At 68.1% G+C, this 16,976-nt stretch carries 13 protein-coding genes and 3 pseudogenes; 9 read left to right on the top strand and 7 right to left on the bottom strand.

The features are described 5' to 3' along the window. Positions 1 to 36: 36 nt before the first annotated feature. Positions 37 to 225: a hypothetical protein gene (locus tag ACFU6I_RS25760; protein WP_384370959.1), complete on the top strand. Its 189-nt coding sequence runs from the start codon at positions 37 to 39 to the stop codon at positions 223 to 225. A 19-nt stretch (positions 226 to 244) separates the two neighbouring features. Here ACFU6I_RS25760 and ACFU6I_RS25755 read toward each other — a convergent pair whose 3' ends face one another. After that, positions 245 to 1,084, bottom strand: coding sequence for a transposase family protein (locus tag ACFU6I_RS25755; protein WP_384370957.1), 840 nt, complete (start codon positions 1,082 to 1,084; stop codon positions 245 to 247). Positions 1,085 to 1,148: 64 nt separating this feature from the next. Next, positions 1,149 to 1,604, bottom strand: coding sequence for a hypothetical protein (locus ACFU6I_RS25750; RefSeq protein ID WP_384370955.1), 456 nt, complete (start codon positions 1,602 to 1,604; stop codon positions 1,149 to 1,151). 202 nt (positions 1,605 to 1,806) lie between these two features. Here ACFU6I_RS25750 and ACFU6I_RS25745 point away from each other — a divergent pair, with 202 nt between their 5' ends. The 3 genes and pseudogenes from ACFU6I_RS25745 (at position 1,807) to ACFU6I_RS25735 (ending at position 4,566) form a co-directional block, all read left to right on the top strand. Then, positions 1,807 to 2,250, top strand: coding sequence for a hypothetical protein (locus ACFU6I_RS25745; protein WP_384370953.1), 444 nt, complete (start codon positions 1,807 to 1,809; stop codon positions 2,248 to 2,250). 203 nt (positions 2,251 to 2,453) lie between these two features. After that, a pseudogene (locus ACFU6I_RS25740) lies at positions 2,454 to 2,751 on the top strand (hypothetical protein); the annotation flags it as partial. Positions 2,752 to 3,165: 414 nt separating this feature from the next. Then, complete coding sequence (locus tag ACFU6I_RS25735; RefSeq protein WP_384370951.1) at positions 3,166 to 4,566, top strand: hypothetical protein; 1,401 nt, start codon at positions 3,166 to 3,168, stop codon at positions 4,564 to 4,566. A 303-nt stretch (positions 4,567 to 4,869) separates the two neighbouring features. On the opposite strand, the pseudogene ACFU6I_RS25730 reads toward ACFU6I_RS25735, so the two are convergent. The 4 genes and pseudogenes from ACFU6I_RS25730 to casB all read right to left on the bottom strand — a co-directional run bounded on the left by ACFU6I_RS25730 (position 4,870) and on the right by casB (position 8,001). Beyond that, a pseudogene (locus ACFU6I_RS25730) lies at positions 4,870 to 5,557 on the bottom strand (Ku protein). Further along, positions 5,490 to 6,239 carry a type I-E CRISPR-associated protein Cas5/CasD gene (cas5e, locus tag ACFU6I_RS25725; protein WP_384370949.1) on the bottom strand — a complete coding sequence of 250 codons (750 nt, stop codon included), beginning with the start codon at positions 6,237 to 6,239 and terminating at the stop codon, positions 5,490 to 5,492. Before cas5e ends, ACFU6I_RS25730 begins: the two are co-directional and overlap by 68 nt. Then, positions 6,236 to 7,363 (bottom strand): type I-E CRISPR-associated protein Cas7/Cse4/CasC, encoded by a 1,128-nt coding sequence (cas7e, locus tag ACFU6I_RS25720; protein WP_384370947.1) that lies wholly within the window; start codon positions 7,361 to 7,363, stop codon positions 6,236 to 6,238. The genes cas5e and cas7e overlap by 4 nt, the downstream gene beginning before the upstream one ends. Next, complete coding sequence (casB, locus tag ACFU6I_RS25715) at positions 7,363 to 8,001, bottom strand: type I-E CRISPR-associated protein Cse2/CasB (protein ID WP_384370945.1); 639 nt, start codon at positions 7,999 to 8,001, stop codon at positions 7,363 to 7,365. Before casB ends, cas7e begins: the two co-directional genes overlap by 1 nt. Positions 8,002 to 8,065: 64 nt before the next feature. On the opposite strand from casB, the gene ACFU6I_RS25710 reads away from it, so the two are divergent. The 5 genes and pseudogenes from ACFU6I_RS25710 (at position 8,066) to ACFU6I_RS25690 (ending at position 16,367) form a co-directional block, all read left to right on the top strand. Further along, the gene (locus ACFU6I_RS25710; protein ID WP_384370943.1) at positions 8,066 to 8,212 is read left to right on the top strand and encodes a hypothetical protein; all 147 of its coding nucleotides are present in this window, start codon (positions 8,066 to 8,068) and stop codon (positions 8,210 to 8,212) included. A 714-nt stretch (positions 8,213 to 8,926) separates the two neighbouring features. After that, positions 8,927 to 9,382, top strand: coding sequence for a S1 RNA-binding domain-containing protein (locus tag ACFU6I_RS25705; protein ID WP_384370941.1), 456 nt, complete (start codon positions 8,927 to 8,929; stop codon positions 9,380 to 9,382). Positions 9,383 to 10,084: 702 nt separating this feature from the next. Continuing rightward, positions 10,085 to 10,432: pseudogene (locus tag ACFU6I_RS25700) on the top strand (ATP-binding cassette domain-containing protein); the annotation flags it as partial. A gap of 40 nt (positions 10,433 to 10,472) precedes the next feature. Next, positions 10,473 to 11,618: a HupE/UreJ family protein gene (locus ACFU6I_RS25695; RefSeq protein WP_384370939.1), complete on the top strand. Its 1,146-nt coding sequence runs from the start codon at positions 10,473 to 10,475 to the stop codon at positions 11,616 to 11,618. Between the two features lie 45 nt (positions 11,619 to 11,663). Continuing rightward, positions 11,664 to 16,367 (top strand): PQQ-binding-like beta-propeller repeat protein, encoded by a 4,704-nt coding sequence (locus tag ACFU6I_RS25690; RefSeq protein ID WP_384370937.1) that lies wholly within the window; start codon positions 11,664 to 11,666, stop codon positions 16,365 to 16,367. Positions 16,368 to 16,371: 4 nt separating this feature from the next. Here the strand turns inward: ACFU6I_RS25690 and ACFU6I_RS25685 are convergent, their stop codons facing one another. Then, entirely contained in the window at positions 16,372 to 16,797 is a 426-nt protein-coding gene (locus ACFU6I_RS25685) for a hypothetical protein (RefSeq protein WP_384370936.1), read from the bottom strand. Between the last annotated feature and the right edge of the window lie 179 nt (positions 16,798 to 16,976).

Genomic DNA, 16,976 nt, shown 5'->3' with positions numbered 1-16,976 from the left:
AGAGCCAGAACGATCGGACCCCACAGCATCGCCAGCGTGATGCACACCCGGGCCAGCAGCATCCACCAGCCGTTATTGAACCCCACCTCGGGCACCAGGCCCACCCAGGCGAGCGGGCAGAGGTCGAACATGGCCACCAGCGCCATGGTGCGCATCGTGAAGGAGCGGGTCACGGGCCTGGTGTGCGTCGGCTCCGGGGTACTCATGCTGGTGACGGCCGGGTGACTTCGGTGGAGTTCGTCGGTCAGCGGGCGACCTCCCGGTTCGTCAAGACGAGCAGGGCCCGCACCAGCGCGGTCGCCCACTTCGGGTCGGTACGGACCTTGCTGAGGACCCGCCAGTTCTTCAGGTGCGCGAAGCCGTGCTCGACCGGGGCCCGGACCGCGGCCAGCGCCTTATTCGACAGCTTCTGACCCCTGGTCAGGGGCTTGTTGCGGGCGGCCTTGTAGCCGGTGATCACCGCCGGATCGGCGTCCGGGCCGCTGTCGTCGAGGCCGACGAAGCCCAGGTCGCCGATCGCGCCGAGGCCGGCCGCGCGCAGGTGGGCGGTCAGTCCGTCGTGGCGGCAGGCGGTGATCTCCGAGGTGCGTCCGGGCCTCACCGCGCTCACCCAGACCAGGCGGCCCTTGTCGTCGGTGAGCGCGATCACGAGCAGACCGTGGCACTTGTGCTTGCCGGAGTAGTTCTTCCGGGTCTCGGTCCCGGTGCGACGGCGGGTGCGGATCAGGGAGCCGTCCAGCAGTACGACTCCGCCACCCGATCGGGCGATCTTCTTCAGGGCGCGGTCCAGGCGCGGGGCGCGGGCGGCCAGCAGGCCGACGACTTCCCGCACCCACCGGCTCACGGTGGTGCGATGCACCCCGTTCCCGCCGGCCAGGTCGCCGGGACGCTGGTCACAGCGCAGCACCGCCAGCACGATGGCGGCGATCTTCCCTGCGGGCAGGGCCCGCCACCTGGATCCGACCTTTCTCAGGTGGCCGCGGATCAGGTCGGCGAGCCAGTTCAAGGTGGCGCTCGACAGCGGCAGGCGGGCGGTGTAGACAAGACCGTCGGGGCCCTCGGTGAGACCGTTGTTTTTCTTCACACCAAACTCAACTGCCTTCGGGGGCCCTCTAGTTACGCCACTGCGGCATGCAGGGTCGGGACGGCTACAGGCGCGCGGTGAACTTCCCGTCGCCCAGTTTGCGCAGCCAGCCGCGGTCCGCGAGCTTGACCAACTTCGCCCGCAGCGGCTCCAACTTCCCGCGCACCTCCACTTGAAGGCCCAGCTCCTCGCCCACCGTCCGCACCTGCACCGGCCCGCCGACGGCCCGCACGATCGCCAGGATCCGGCGGCAGTCGCCGGGCAGCGCGGTCTCGTCCGGGCTGTCGCCGCGGTGCGGGACCAGCAGCACCGCCCGCCCGCCGACCTGCACCGACGCCGGTGCGACGGCAGCCCGTTCCCCGGCGATCTGCTCGCTCATCCTCGCCAGAACCCGCTCGGCGACCGCGAGTTCGTCCCGCTCGGCCCGCACCTGGTCCAGCTTCCTGACCAGCTGTTCTTCCAGACTGTCCAGTTCCGCGCGGTGCGCGGCGATCCGTTCCAGCACCTCGGGGTCCACCATGCCCGGGAGCGTAGGAGCCCCCGGGCTGGAACGGACCAGAACCCGCGAAGACCTCCCTGCCCGACGATCTACACGGCAGACTGCCCCGCGCGACCAGCACGAGCACCCGCGCACAGAGGCACACCAGGCCCGTGACCTGCCACTTCACGATGCACACCACTCACTAGCGCTCTCGGCCTGCCCCATCTGGCCCACGATGCAGATGGGGCACTACGTACCGTTACCATCACCCCGCGGCGACAGCCACGCTCACAGCGACCAGGTAGAGCACAGCGAAGATTGCGGGAACCGCCAGTTCAACGTTCGTGAGCCGTCGGACACCACACACGCAGACTCGCACTGGGACGGCTACCACCCCGGCTACAAGACCGCCGCCGACTACGCCAAGAGGACCAGTGAAACAGAGCTCTCGTACTGTCAGTCCGACGAGGCAGTTGCCTCGGTGTGCGACCACCCGTGGAATCGCCGCTATCCCGAGAGTGCGGGGCGCCGCGACTGCGCCAGTGACATGCCCGCCAACCTGAACTCCAAGCCCGACGCACGCTCCGGGTGGAACAAGGGCTGCATCGTCGGCGTGACGTTCGCCGTACCTGACGTCGTCACGTACGGCGCGGACCCCTCCCCCGAGCTGGCGACGAGCCCATAGGGCGTTCCTTGGCTGCGCGCATGCTGGCCCCCAGCGCAGTTGCGTTCCCTCTGGAGTGACCACACCTCGTACCTGCAAGAACGTGCCGAATCGACAAGCGACGTAGCAGGAACGCGAGCCCTCTCGAACGTCGCGTGCAGCTCCTACCTGGGAGCCTTCAGTTCACCAGGTACATGTCGGTCACTCAGGAAGAAACGCACCCCGGTCACTTCTCGACCGAGAGCCGCGGCGCCGCGCTCGGCTTCACGTACAACGTCGGCGTGCTCGGTGGCGCGGTCGTGCCCGTGCTCGATGCCCATCTCGCGTCCGGCATGGACCTGGGGCGTGCCCAAGCGGTGCTCACCTTCGCCCGGACCGTCATCGTCGTCGTCCTCGTAGGGCTTCGACGTGCCGGGACGGCTGAACCGCCACACCGACCCGGACGGCCCGGGCGACCACCTCGCCGAGACCGCGTCGCACCCGAGTCATAACCTCCCGCTGACACGTACCTCTGAATCGTGAACTACGCATGCTGGCGGCACAGTCCGAGGCGAGAGCTTTGCCGATGCCAGGCGTGCCAGTCGATGGCATTCCCGAAGCAGAGGCCCAAGGGCTTGCACCACACGTCGGCCGCTGGCAACCTGACTGCCAGACAGCAGACATCTTACGTCTGCTGTCTGATTCATGAGCTTTGCGTCAAGGCAAGGAGAGCACATGAGCAACGAAACCTTCAGCGGAGTCTCGAGGCGGGGCGTACTGCTTGGCGGCCTGACTGCGACAGCGATGGGCGCTGCGGGCACCCTCGCTGCAGCAGGACCATCGACGGCCAGGTCGCGGACTGTCCCCACGGTCAGCGTCTCTCCGCTGGCTGATCCGACGAGTGGGCCGCACAAGTATTTCGCCTTCGACACCGGCCTTTGGAACGGCCACCGGGGAATGGCAAACTGCCAGATCGAGATGGGCAGTTTCGTCAAGGACGAGGAGCACAACCCCCTGTTCAGGGAAGGGATTTTCGAGAATCCCCGGTTGCCGTGGGAGCCGCGCTTCGACAACGGATACCCGAACGTCTTCTGGGACCCGGAGCACAAGAAGTTCCGCTGCTACTACACGCTCTTCCTCCGCGATCCGGCGTCACTCAACACGTCTCCGGAGGAAAGACGCGGGCGGGACTACGTCATCGCCAACAGGGAAACCGGCTGCTGTTACGCGGAGTCCATCGACGGTGTGCACTGGACGAAGCCCAATTTGGGACTGGTCAGCTTCGACGGCAGCAAAGACAACAACATCCTCTTCGAGCACGTCCAGGGAACGTCCGTCCTCCATGATCCCGCAGACCCGGACCCCACCCGTCGGTACAAGCTGATCACGCTGCGTGAAGCCGACGAAACCTCGCTGTGCGTAGCGTTCTCGTCCGACGGCATTCACTTCAGTGATCTCAAGCCCTGGCCAGCCAACAGCCCTTCCCCTGGCGCGGACTGCCACAACCTGGTCTTCCACGACTCGCGCACAGATGAGTACGTGCTCATCACGCGCCTGTGGGACAGCAACATCCGAGTCTCCGCTATGTCGCGGTCCAAGGATTTCATCAACTGGTCGAAGCCGGTCGAAGTCCACCGGGGCAACGGGTTCGACTCCCAGATCTACTCGATGCCGGTCTTCGAGTACGGCGGCCTCTACCTCGGTCTCGCCTCGCTGTATCGGGACGGCGACACCACGCTCCCCCACTACGACACCGTCGACCTGGCACTGCAGTGGTCCATCAACCTCACCGAGTGGAACAACGTCGCCCTTGAGGACAGCACGTTCATCCCACAGGGCAAGGGCATGGGGAAGTACCCGCGCGGCGACTTCGACAGCAGCGTCATCTTCTCCTCGATCCCCGTAGAGATCGACGGCAGGCTGTACTTCTACTACATGGGCGGCAAGGGCCAGCACACCGGTTGGCGCGAGTCCGCACTCGGCAGGGGATACATCGAAAAGGACAAGTTCGCCTGCTACGGCAGCCGCAGCGGGAACGGGCCCTCCTCCATCACCTCACAGGGCTTCAACTTCTTCGGAGAGAACGTCGAGTTGCTCGTCGACGTCGAAGAAGGCGGTTGGGCCAAGGTAGACCTGATGAACCAGGCAGGGACCGTCGTCCAACGCGGCTTCGAAGCCGACAACAGCAGACTCCGAGAGCTCGGCAACGGATGGCATCAGCTTACTTGGCAGGACTCATCCGTCATGGACCTCAATCGTAATTCCTTCTACGCAATGAGGATCACGATGCGCAAGGCGAAGCTCTGGGCAATCCAGGGTGACCTGTACGTGCGCCCGCTGAAGTACGCCAAGCTGTGACACGCGTACATCGGCTCTCGCTGGGCTCGTAGGGCCCACCGAAGTTCTACCGCCAGCGACGCAACACGTGTCCGACATCCCGGCCAAAAGCTCCAGGCGACGAACCTTGCGCGGGCCATCTATCCGGTGGCCCGCGGAAGCGACGCAAGAGTGCTGATGTCGTCGTGATGGGTGCGTTTCTTTCTGAGAGACCCCATGACTTGCGCAGATGCAGAGATGCCCAGCTCATCGACGTGGTGTCTCGGTCGGGGCGTCGCCAGCGATCGCGAAGTCTCTCGAGCCGCCCCAGTTCCCGGAGTCCCGTCACTCAAGAAGAAACGCACCCTCCGGCGCAGCCATCAAGTCCACGACGGGCACCGGCTCCTCCGGCTCCGCCAGTTCGCCGCCCGACTGCTTCGCAACGACTAGCTGCTCCAGCGCGGCCGCGTACTCGTCGTGAAGGTCTGCGATGTCCACGCCGACGAGCTGGTCCATCAGCAGCTCGGCGAGCTCCAGCTCCCGGTCCGTCACGGACAGGTCGCCCAGCTCCCGGATCTCCTCCGGCCACAGCAGCGTGTGCAGCACAAGCATCCCGCGCCTCGGCCTCAGCACCGCCACCCGCTCCCTGGTGCGCAGGGTGACCTTCGCGACGGCGACCGTGCCGTGCCAGGGCTTCGACGAGCAGCGCATAGGGTCGCTGCCCCGTCTTGCCGGCCGCCCCGACCCAGTACGGCTTGGAGTACAGCACGGGGTCGACGTCGCGCTCCTGGATGAACCCGAGGACGTCGACGGTCTTGCGTGCCGGCAGGGGCAGCACCGCCAGGTCCTCGTCGAGGAGGACGACCGTGCGGCCGTCGGGCGCCTCCCATCCGTGCGCAATCTCCGACCGCAGCACCTCCCGGTCCTCCAGCTCGCACACCCGCCGGTGCCGGACACGGGCGCCGTCACTCGCATGGACCTGGTGCATCCCGGCGCCATGCGCCTCGGTCGCAGCGAAAAGCTGGACGGGGATCGTGACCAGGCCGAACGAGATGTAACCGGTGGCTGCGCTGGTGCTGGGCGAAGCTGACGGGATGGTCGTTTACGGCCAGGACGTCGACCTTGTCTTCCGGCACATCGGCCGGGGGCTGCTCATACAGGAACGTGACGGGCACGGTGTCCGGCTCGGGCCGCTCGGGTTCGCGGCTGAGCGGCACATGGTGGCGTAGTTCGCTCAGGGGGTCGGGGACGTGGGCGCGTAGCAGGAACGGCTCATCGGGGACGCACGAGCGGCGCCCGAGGTAGGGCGCCCAGTGCGGCCGGTGCAGGGCCTGGGCGATGCGCTGGGTGTCGGTGTCGGGGCCGGTGACGGCGATGGTGAACACGGCGTCGGCCAGGTAGTGGCGCCGGGTGATCACAGCGGCGCCTTTGTTGCTGCCGCCGCTGGTGGCCGCGGTCTGCGCCTTGGGGAAGCCACCGCCGACGGTGTGGTAGTCGACCAGCCGCACCCCGGGGCGGTCCACGCGCACAGTGAAGTGGAGGCTGTCGTACCGCTCGATGCCCTGCTCGCCGCGCCCGAGGCCTTCGGCTGCGGCGAACATCCCGGTCAGCGCGGACCGGGTCGGGAACGGTGCGCTGTCCCGCACTGGGGTGAACGCTGAGCGTTCACCCCAGGACTGCAGCGGGCCGGCCAGGCGCAGCAGCAGTCCGCTCACTGCTGCTCCCCCGTCTCGGGCAGGGCTGCCTCCACGGCTGCCTCGATCAGGGCGTCGAAGGAGTCGTGGGCGGTGCCCAGCCCGGGCATCTGCTCGTCGGGGGCGATGGTGGCGTGGCCGTGGAAGGGGCGGTGGCGGTCGCCGGTGAGCCGGTTGATGTTCCCCGCGTACCCTGCCAGGGCCGCCCGCGACGGCCTGGCGTATCCCCCGGTTGCGTCGGCGGTGACCGGGGCTTCGAACGCGGCGGCGAGGGAGAGCGGGCGCTGTTCACGCACGGCCAGGTAGGCGAGGTCGGGGAGGGTGTGCGGGGCGGTGCTGTTCTTCTTCGCCTGGGGCAGCGACATCAGGAAGTGTTCGGCGAAGGACGCAAGAACAGTGCGGGCTGCCTTCCGGTCGCCCTCCAGGTTCTTCACCAGGTCGGCGACGTTGACGGTGGCGTACCGATAGAAGACACCGGAGCTGAACTCGGCGGTGTCCAGGTGGCCGCTGCCGGTCTCGGCTTCCCCCAGCCAGTCGTCGACTGCGGTGAAGTAGTCACGCTGCGGTTCGGAGGCGTGCGTGGTGAAGGCGTGCGCGACCTGAGCGGCGCCGTCGACGTTCGCGTCCGGCAGCTCGGCCAGCATGCGGCCCAGCAGACTGATCGAGGCGGTGCGCCGTTTGAGGATCTCCTCGATCCTGGCCGGCGGCAGCAGCTGCCCCGGCTTCTTCTTGCTCTGCCCCGTCTCCAGGTCGCCGCGATGCTCCTCGCACACGGCGGCAAGCTCGCCGATGGCAGTCTCGGGCAGGAACAGCAGCACCGAGGTGTGGCCGGCGGTCTCCGTGCCGATGCCCTTCTTACCCGCACTCGCTGCCACCTGGGCCCCGGCGAACGCTGCCAGCTCCTCGGGCCAGCCCGCCTTCATCAGGGCCTGGCGGAGCTTGACGGGAACCAGGCGGGTGCGGGCGGCCCGCTCACCGAGGTCCCGCTCGACCCCCTGGCGGATGACCCGCTTCCATGACTGGCTCGAGACGCGGATACGAGGCGCACTGCCGTACTGCACCTGCTTGGGCGACCCGAGGTCGTCCCGGTTCAGGTTGGCGGCGGGCACGGACTGCAGGGCTGAGAGGTCGACGTACAGGGACATCAGTTGTTCTCCTCAGTGGAATTGGAAGGGGTCGCAGCGAGGTCATCGTCCTTGGCGCCTGCGGTACGGAAGTAGGCCTCCAGCCAGCGGGTGGCGATCCGGTTGCGGTCACGGTTCCACCAGGAGAGGTCTTCCAGCAGCACCGCCCAGTCCACCGCGACGCCCCCGGTGAGCAGGTGCCGGGTCAGTGCCGGCAGCCGGGGGTGGATGGCCTCGCTGCTCTGGCGGGCCATCAGGTGCAGGTCTCCTTCGGCGGAGTTCGGCTTAATGACCCGCTTGTTCACTGCCTCGGCCAGTGCGGCGCCGAGATTCGCGCGCTGGTACCAATCCGGTCGGGGCTGCCCGTTGTCGGCAGCGTGCGCGGCGGCCTCGCGGGCCGCGCGGGGGCGAGCAGCGATCAGTGCGGCCACCGCATAGTGGGCGCGGCGCGAGTCCGCGTGCATCCGCTCAGGCAGCCGCGGGACGAGGTAGCGGTGCAGGTAGTTACAGCGGTCAACGGGCAGGCCCAGACCGGTGCGCAGGTCAGACTGGGTCTTCTTGACCCGGCACAGGTCCAGGACGTGGGCGACGAAAGCGTCCGAGGCCCGCTCGGACTTTCCTTTCAGCGGTGCGGTCAACGCAGGTACGGAATCAGACATAGGGCATCCCCGGGTAGGGCCACTGGAAAGTAAGGGCGCAGGAGGTTCAGGCAGCCTTGGGCGGTTGGAGGAGGCTGCGGATGACGACTTCGGGCTGGACGGACTCTTCCCGACCGGCATGGCTGCCTTCCATGACGGAGCGGAGGTGCCGCTCGATATCGGGCTGGAGCTGGTGCGGGTCATGCTGCGCGACAGCGGTGCCTGGTGCTGACTGGAGATGGAGGGCTCGTTCGCAGTCCACGTGGGATGGGACCAGTACCTCTACGTCGGCAGCAGCCGGCCCTGCGAGGAGGCGCTGGCCCGGACTCGCGCGCTCGGGCTGTTCCCTGAACGCGTGGACGCGTCTCCCTACGATGTGGAGGCCGATGGCGAGGACGTCCAGCGCCCTGGTGGCGACGATTTCTGGGCCGGTCTGCATTGGGCAGTCGCCACGGGCCGTGCCGGAATCCTGGAAGAGAAATACATCGAAGGCGCCTCACGATGGCACCGTCTGACCGGTGACAACATCGACATGGTTCGCTCGGAGCTCGCACCCCGGGCCCGTCTGGCCGTCTGGCCGTCTGGCCAGACCTGTCCTCCGACATCGACGCGGTCCTCGGCGCCCTCCCCGCCGAGGGTCTCGCCGAGTGCGTCTGGCAGGACAAGGACGGCCAGATCCGCAGTGCTGTCGCCGACGAGAGCGAATTCTCGGAGCTGGTTACCCGGATTTCTGACGCCGACGCTGCAGCGCTCCTGTTTGTGTATGCCGATGAGCGTATGCCTCTGTTCACCGCTGTCATGCCAGACAGCGACGGAGCGGTGCGGGCCCGATGGCAGACCGAGCCAACGCGAAGCGACCGGAGTTGGGCCTTCCTCAAGAACCTCCATCGAGGGGAAATCGTCACCGGCACCGTGACCCAAATCGCCAGCTTCGGCCCTCACCTTCGTGGACATCGGCAGCTTCGAGGCGCTGATCAATATTGCTGAGCTCTCATGGCGTCCCATCAGCCACCCTTCCGACGTCGTTGCCGTCGGTCAGAGGATCAGCGCTGAAATTCTTGACGTCGACCCGATCCGCGAACACGTGTCGCTGTCACTGAAGGCCCTGCACGAAGATCCAATGCGGCTGCTGACCGGGCAGATCGGCCAGACCATCGTCGGCCGAGTAACCAAGCTCGTACTGTTCGGCGCGTTCGTACGCATTGAAGAGATGGAGAGCAGTTTCGAGGGGCTGGTGCACAACTCCGAACTGGGTGAGGAACAGCCGGACCATCCGCAGCTGGTCGTTCAAGTCGGTGACGCACTCCCAGTCAAGATCCTGAACATCGACCCGGTCCAGCGCCGCATCACGCTCTCTCACCCGCAAGCGATCTCCGCCGGACAAGACGACCCCGGTGCCTGATACAAACATGCCCCCGAGCCGGACGCCCACAGACGCGTCGTCATCCCTGGGTTCTCCGCCGTCCACGAACTCCGCGCCATCCAGGCCCGGGTCCGCGAACACTTCGGCGGCTCCGCGCTTGCCTTCATCACCTGGCTCGACGCCGAACTTCCGCCCGCTGCTCAGGCCGCATGACCTGACGGACTGCAGAACATGAGTACCCCGGCGATCACACCGCCGGGGTCCTGCTATCCCTTTCGGGCGTATCTCGGCTGACCCTCGTCTACGCCGGTCGGCGCCCATGGCGACACGGCTGCGCCGACAGGCTGCTGCGCGCCGACGTCATCCTCACCATGCCCACCGAGCGGGACGATCCTCGCCGCCTTGGCACCGGTGCTGCTGCCCTTGCCGTCCGGCTGCGGGCCCGCGTGGGCGGTTCGGTCCTGCCTGAGCGGTGACATCGAGTGACCATCACGCCCCGGTGACTGACTTCTCGTCAATACGCTCTCGGCCCCTCCGTTCAGGCCGCCGATTGACTCCCCGATCGACCCCCAGCACCACGCAGCGTTCGCAATCGTAATTTCTCCATCCACTCCTCTGCTTTTGATCAAGCAATTGCAAAGGGTGCTGGTCGTTTCGTGTTCCATCAACATTCAACTCGCGATCCCTGTGAGCGGCCTGAGCAGTCCCTATGGTCCTTGAGGCTCTTGAAGGAAGGGACCCATGGATCAACTCCGGGCAATCCGGGCTCGCGGCATCACGAAAGGTTTCGGCGATGTCGTCGCCCTCGACGGCACAGACCTCGACGTGACGCAGGGGCAGATCCATGGCCTGGTCGGACCGAACGGCGCCGGGAAGACGACCTTGCTCGGCCTCCTGCTGGGGCTCGCGGTTACCGAAAGTGGCCGCCTCGAGGTCCTGGGCACACCGGTCGGGCGGGCACTCGACGCTCCCGACGGTGTCGCCGGCTTCGTGGACGGTCCCGCTCTCCACCCCTCGCTCACCCCACATCAGAACCTCGCCGCGCTGGCCGCACTCCGCGGCCACGACGCGCGCACGGCGGGAATCGAAGGATGAAACGCCCGCCCTCCCCCATCTCGGAGTTGCAGCTGTGCGCCTGAAAGCGTTCCTTACCACCCTCGTTGCCGCCGTCGTGACCGTGCTCCTGTGCGGCGCCCCGGCGCAGGCGCACGTCCGAACGACCTCCGTCGCCATCGACCTCCGCAGCCACGGTGACGGCGTCGCCGCCGTCGTCGACGTCGAGTACGACGTCCTCGGCAAGCTGCTGAGCCTCGACGGCCTGAGCAGCAACACTGGGTTGCCCAGTCCGGACGGGACGGTCGCCGACGTGCCCACCGATACGCGGCGGAAGGCACTCGACGCGCATGCGACCGAGGTAGCGGCGTACGTAGGCGGCCGAGTGCGACTGAGCCGTGGCGCGATCGGGTGCACCCCGCAGGACGACCACCGCGTCGAGCTCACCGACGCGGGCGCGGTGCGGGTGTCGCTCACCTACGACTGCCCTGCGTCGGGTGCATTCACCGTCCGCAGCGATATCTTCCGCGCCTCCGACGGAGTCGTCGACGACACCACCACGAAGGTGGCTTACGACGTCGACGGGCACCGCGGTACCGCACTGCTCGACCTCGCGCACACCAGCGTCACGGTCGGCCACACCGACCTGCTCAGCGAGATCCCGCGGCTCGTTCGCCTGGGGTCCGAGCACCTGCTGTTCGGCCTCGATCACGTGCTGTTCCTGCTCGCCCTCCTGCTCGGTGCGAACCGGCTGCGCGACGTGGTCCAGGTCGCCTCAGCGTTCACGCTGGCCCACTCGGTGACCCTCGTGCTCGCGGCGATCGGCTGGATCAGCGCGCCGACGTGGATCGTCGAGCCGCTGATCGCGCTGTCCATCGCGTTCGTCGCGATCGACAACCTGCTCTCGCCCCGCGCCGCCCACCGGCTACCCGTCGTATTCGGGTTCGGGCTCCTGCACGGGCTCGGGTTCGCTGGCGCGCTGAGCGTCGATGGCCAGTTGTCGGTCTCGACGCTGGTTGACCTCGTCTCCTTCAACCTCGGCATCGAGCTGGCCCAGCTCACCATCATCGCGGTGGCCTTCCCGGCTCTGCTGTTCCTGCGTCGGTCGGCGACCGCACCCGCCGCAGCCCGCACCCTCACGCTCGGGACCGTCGCGGCAACCCTCGCCGTCGCCGGTTCCGGTCTGGTCTGGTTCGTCGAACGCTCGCCCCTCCTGACCTGACTCCCCCAACCGTCACCCCCCAACCACACTCCCCGAAGGATTCCCATGTCCCCGTCCAGATGGACGCACGCACGCATGCGCGCGGTCCTGTACGTCACCACGCTGGGGCTTGCCACCAGCGTCGTGGCGGGCCCGCTCACGTCGTACGTGGCGACCGCCATTGACCCGCCGGAGGCCACCGTCAGTGGCGTCGTGTACGTCGACGCCAACGGCGACGGCGCTCGGAACGACGGCGAGGCCGGTCTGGCCGGCGTCCGCGTCTCCGACGGCGTGGTCGCCACCACGACCGCAGCCGACGGCACCTACTCCCTGACGATCTCGACCGACCGCCGCACGACCGACATCGTGTGGGCCAGTCAGCCCCGCGGCTACCGGTTCAGCCTCGACCAGTTCAAGGAGCCCAGGTTCTGGGCCAACCTCGGCCAGCTCGGCGACGGCGCGACACCCGTGGCGGACTTCGCCCTCGAGCGCGACCGGATCTCCGACGGGGACAACTTCTCGTGGGCGAACATCGCCGACCCGCACGTCAACGCGCAGCTGCCCGACCAGATCCGCGAGATCAACTCGACAGGCACCGACCTGCGCTTCATCGCGGTGAGCGGTGACCTCACGAACAACGCCAGCCAGGCTCAGTTCAACACCTACCGCAACGGCACCGCGCAGTCGAACGTCGGCGTGTGGCCGGCGGTCGGCAACCACGAGTACGGCAGCGGCTCGGCGTACGCGGCCAGGATTGAGAACTACCGCACGAACGTCGGCCCCGAGTGGTACTCGTTCAACTACGGCAACCGCCACTTCGTCGTGCTGGAGAACAACGGCTCCGCACCGTTCGACGAGCAGCTCCAGTGGCTGCAGGACGACCTCGCAGCGGGCGTCCCGCTCGACGACGACCCGACCAACGACATCGAGGTCGTCGTACTGACCCACCAGCCGATGAACGTGCCGTTCGGCTCGCCGTCGACCTACGACGCCTTCGGTGACGTTCTCGAGAAGTACGAGGCCCAGCTCATCCTCGTCGGTCACGAGCACTCCAACCACGTCGAGAACGACTCGGCGTTCGCCTCGACCGCCAAGCACATCCAGACCGTGTCGAGCTCCTACACGATCGACAACGCGCCCCGCGGCTTCCGCTACATCCACATGGCGGGCTCCGGCTTCGAGAACCCGTTCCGGATGTACGGCGAGAACGAGCACCTGACCATCGTGAGCCCGGCCCCCGGCTCGAAGGTCCCGGCCGCGGGCTTCCCGGGAATCCAGGTCAACGCCTACGACACCGGTGACGAGGTCAAGTCGGCCCGCTACCGCATCGACGGCAAGGGCGTATGGCGCCCGCTGCGCGCCACCGGGGAGTTCACCTGGCAGAACAACCTGCCGGAGAACCTGCAGACCGCCGGCAAGCACAGCATCGAGGTGACCATCACCGACCAGGCCGGCAAGGTCTGGACGAAGTCCGCCGAGTTCACGCTGACCAAGGAGCCCGCGCTCGCCCCCGTCGCCGCCGGTGACTGGACCCAGCACCACGGCGACGCCGCCCACTCCGGCGTCGCGCCCGCGCAGGAGCCGGGACGCCGTCTCGCCTGGAGCTACCGCACCCCGGGCACCTTCCTCACGGGCTCGCCGGTGATCCACGACGGCGTCGTCTACGCGGGCACCCGCGACGAGAACGGTGACGGCAACAGCCGCATCCATGCCGTCTCCCTCAAGAGCGGCAAGAAGCTGTGGGACTTCGAGGTGCCGCAGTCGATCCACGGCAGCCTCGCCTACGGCGACGGCCTGGTCTACGCGCCGACACTCGGCTCGGAGCTGTACGCCGTCGACGCCACCACCGGCGAGCTGCGGTGGAAGGCCGTGCCGGAAAAGGCGCCGGCCCCGAACAACCAGCGCACCTACGGCTACTACTCGCCCGCCGTCTCCGGACACACGGTCCTCTGGCCGTACCAGACTCGCTACGGCATCGGCAGCCAGGGCGTCCTCAAGGCGCTCGACACGAAGACCGGCAAGGAGATCTGGGCCTCGCCGATGTCGGGCAACCAGATGAGCGACGGCACCCCCGCGGTCATGGACGGCACCGTGTACGTCGGCAACCAGACCGCTGACCGGGTACTCGCATATGACCTCCAGACCGGCGAGCGGAAATGGACCGGCACCGAGTCCCTGGGCAGCTGGCAGGACGGCGTACCGACGGCGGCCGAGGGCAAGGTCTTCATCGGCGCCGACAACGGCATCGCCGCCCGCGACGCCCGGACCGGCAAGACGCTGTGGACCTACAAGAGCCCGCACACCTCGCTCGTCTCGAGCGGCTCGACCCCGAGCGCCGCGGCGGTCAAGGACGGCGTCGTCTACATGGGCTTCCCGACCGGTGCGGTCGTCGCCCTCGACGCCGAGACCGGCAACGTGATCTGGGACCGGGTCCTGCCCGGCGACATCTACCACGGTGGTGTCATGTCGAGCCCGGTCGTGGCCGGTGACACCGTCTTCGTCGGCTCCAACAACGGCCGCTTCTACGCGCTCGCCGCCGACACCGGGCAGCAGCTGTGGAACCACGAGATCGGCACCTGGGTCGGCGCCGGTCCCGCGGTCAGCGGCAACACCGTGGTCGCGGGCTCGTGGGACGGCAACCTGTACGCCTACGTCCCCGGTGGCGAGGCGGCGCAGCGCTGGGCCACCGTGACCGGCACCGTCACCGACCCGGAGACAGGTACGCCGATCGCGGGCGCCAAGGTCACCGCCACGGCGTCCGGCCAGGAGACCACCGTCACCAGCACCGACGCCCAGGGCCGCTACAAGCTCGGCCTGCCGGCCGCGACCTGGACGGTCACCGCCGCCAAGCGCGGGCTGATCGCCGACGAGCGCTCCGCCCGCACCGTCGAGGTCGGGGAGGCCGGCAACTCCACTGCTGACCTCCAGCTGATCAAGGTCACCCGTCCGGTGGCCGGTGTCTCGACCTTCGCGCCCGACTACGGCAACGGCAGCACCCGCACCGACGTCGTCACCGGCAACAAGTACTACTACCTGGCCAACGACAAGATCCGGGCGTCCGTGACGCCGTACACCGCCGGCAACAACGGCGTGGGCGGTCTCGGCCAGGGTGCCCTGGCGGACCTCATGCTGAACGACGCCAACGGCGCCGAGACGCTCGACTGGGGCGAGATGCTGCTGCGTCCGGACCTCAACGGCACGAAGGACTCGTGGGACCGCCCGAACGACCAGATCGACTTCCCGGAGCTCGCCGTCGACGGCGCTGCGGTGGTCGGCAAGGGTGCCTACCGCGCGAACAAGGCCGTCCAGGCCCAGGTCCGCTACGAGACCCTGCCCGGCGCGCCGGTCGTGAAGATGACGGTCAACCTGACCAACACCGGCACGACCGACTACAAGGGCTACTTCAACTACATGATCGACCCGGACAGCTCCGTCGACAACGGCCGGATCCCCGGCGTCGCCGGCACCAACCCCGGCTTCAAGACCTCGGGTTGGACCGCGCCTTTCGTCTACGTCGGTGCTGACACGGCGACGACCAACGGCCAGCCGGCGCACGCGCTCGCCTGGGCGCAGGACACGCCGTACGCCGTCGGCGCCTTCGGCTACGTCGAGGGTCTCTACTACGACGCCTCCCTCACCGCGGGCGCGTCCAAGCAGTTCAGCTTCTACCACCTGACCGACTACGCGACCGCGGGTGGCGACCCCACGCGCAACCTCGCGCGGTGGGTCGACGAGCTCGACCTGCACGACCCGGCCGTCCCGGACGCCTCGCGCGCCGCCGGCACCATCACCTCGGCCGGTGCTCCGGTCGCCGACGCCCGGGTCGCCCTCGAGCAGGCCGGCAAGGTCGTCGCCTCGACCACCACCGACGCCGCGGGCAAGTACGCCGTCAAGGCTCCGGCCGGTGCGTACGACGTCAAGGTGACCGCGCTGGGCCACCTGTCCGCCGCCGGCTCGGTCACCGTCCCGGAGACGGGCAACGGCACCGCCGACGTCACGCTCGCTCCGGTCACGGTCGAGGCGAGCTACGGCAAGCGGATCGGCTCCGGTCTGGTCGAGGCCGGCTACGGCGACGTCATGCTCGAGAACGACAAGCTCTCCATGGCGATCGCCGACGCCTACAACGACAGCCAGCTCAGCGGCGGCACCCGCGGCAAGCCGGTCGACATCGCCGTACGCGGCATGGCCGACCAGTTCGACTGGATCAACCTGCCCTACGTCTCGGCCACCCAGCCGACCGGCGACAGCGCGTGGGACATCCGGTCGGTCGCAGCCACCGACGTCAAGATCGTGCAGGCGACCGGCGACCAGGCGGTCGTCCGCGTGTCGGGTCCGGTCAAGGGCTTCACCGGTTTGACCGCGACCACCACCTACACGCTGAAGCCGGGCGACACCTACGCCACGGTGACGACGGAACTGCGCAACACCGGCTCCGACCCGCTCAACGTGTGGACCGGAGACGCCATGGACCACGACGCCGCGGGCCAGGCCAGCATCATCCCGGGCGCCGGCGTGGTGGCGCCCGGTGCGACCGCGACCTACACACCGACCAAGCCGTACATCGGCATGACCGGCACCGACCCGCAGGTCTTCGGCCTGGTCTACGGGACGCCCGCGAGCGCCTTCGATGTCTACGCAGCGGGCAACTGGGTGATGAGCCGCTTCCAGGTCGAGGTACCGGCGGGTGGCTCGTACACACTCACCCGGCGCCTCGTGGTCGCCCCGGGCACCGACGCCATCGGCATCCTGGACGCCGTCCCGGCGCCGTGACGGGTTAGCTACACAGTACGACCGCGTTCAGGGCCGGTCCGGATCCGTCCGGGCCGACCCTACGGGCTTCATGCGCGGTGCTGCCGGCAGGAGACGTGACGCTGTTGCCGTCGGCGGATGCCTTCTCGCGTCGCAGGCAGTGTTGACTCTGCTGCGCAATCCGGCCGAGCAGCGGCAATCCGAGCGAGAGGAGGGCGCCAGCGCGGTGCCGGTCCTCGCGCTGGGCGCGCAGGGCCTGGTGGACCTCCCAGAGCCGGGCCAGGGCGGCCGGGTTCCGGTCCTGCACCTCTTCGAGCAGCGGATCTGTAACCAGGTCCAGGCAGGGACTGAGCAGCGCGCAGGTGGCCGGGGACGGCGGAGCGGGGTCGGTTCCAGAATCGCCACGCACTCCACGTGCGAGGTCATCGGGAAGGTGTGCGGTTTGACCCATTCCAGGAAACATACAGGTCAGAGGGGAGGCAGTTGCGAGGGTGAAATCCAGACCCCCACGGAGCCTCGTGCGTCATACGTGCGTCATCGCCACAGTTGTGGGTCAGACGCGCGCGGATCCCGATCGATACCTTGACCACGGGTTACGCGGCGGCAGGCCGTGCAGCTGGGACGGCGCGA

The organism is Streptomyces sp. NPDC057486 (assembly GCF_042802415.1).
Taxonomy (GTDB): domain Bacteria; phylum Actinomycetota; class Actinomycetes; order Streptomycetales; family Streptomycetaceae; genus Streptomyces; species Streptomyces yanii.
Note: the sequence above shows the minus strand (reverse complement) of the source record. Positions and strands in the feature narration are given on the sequence as shown.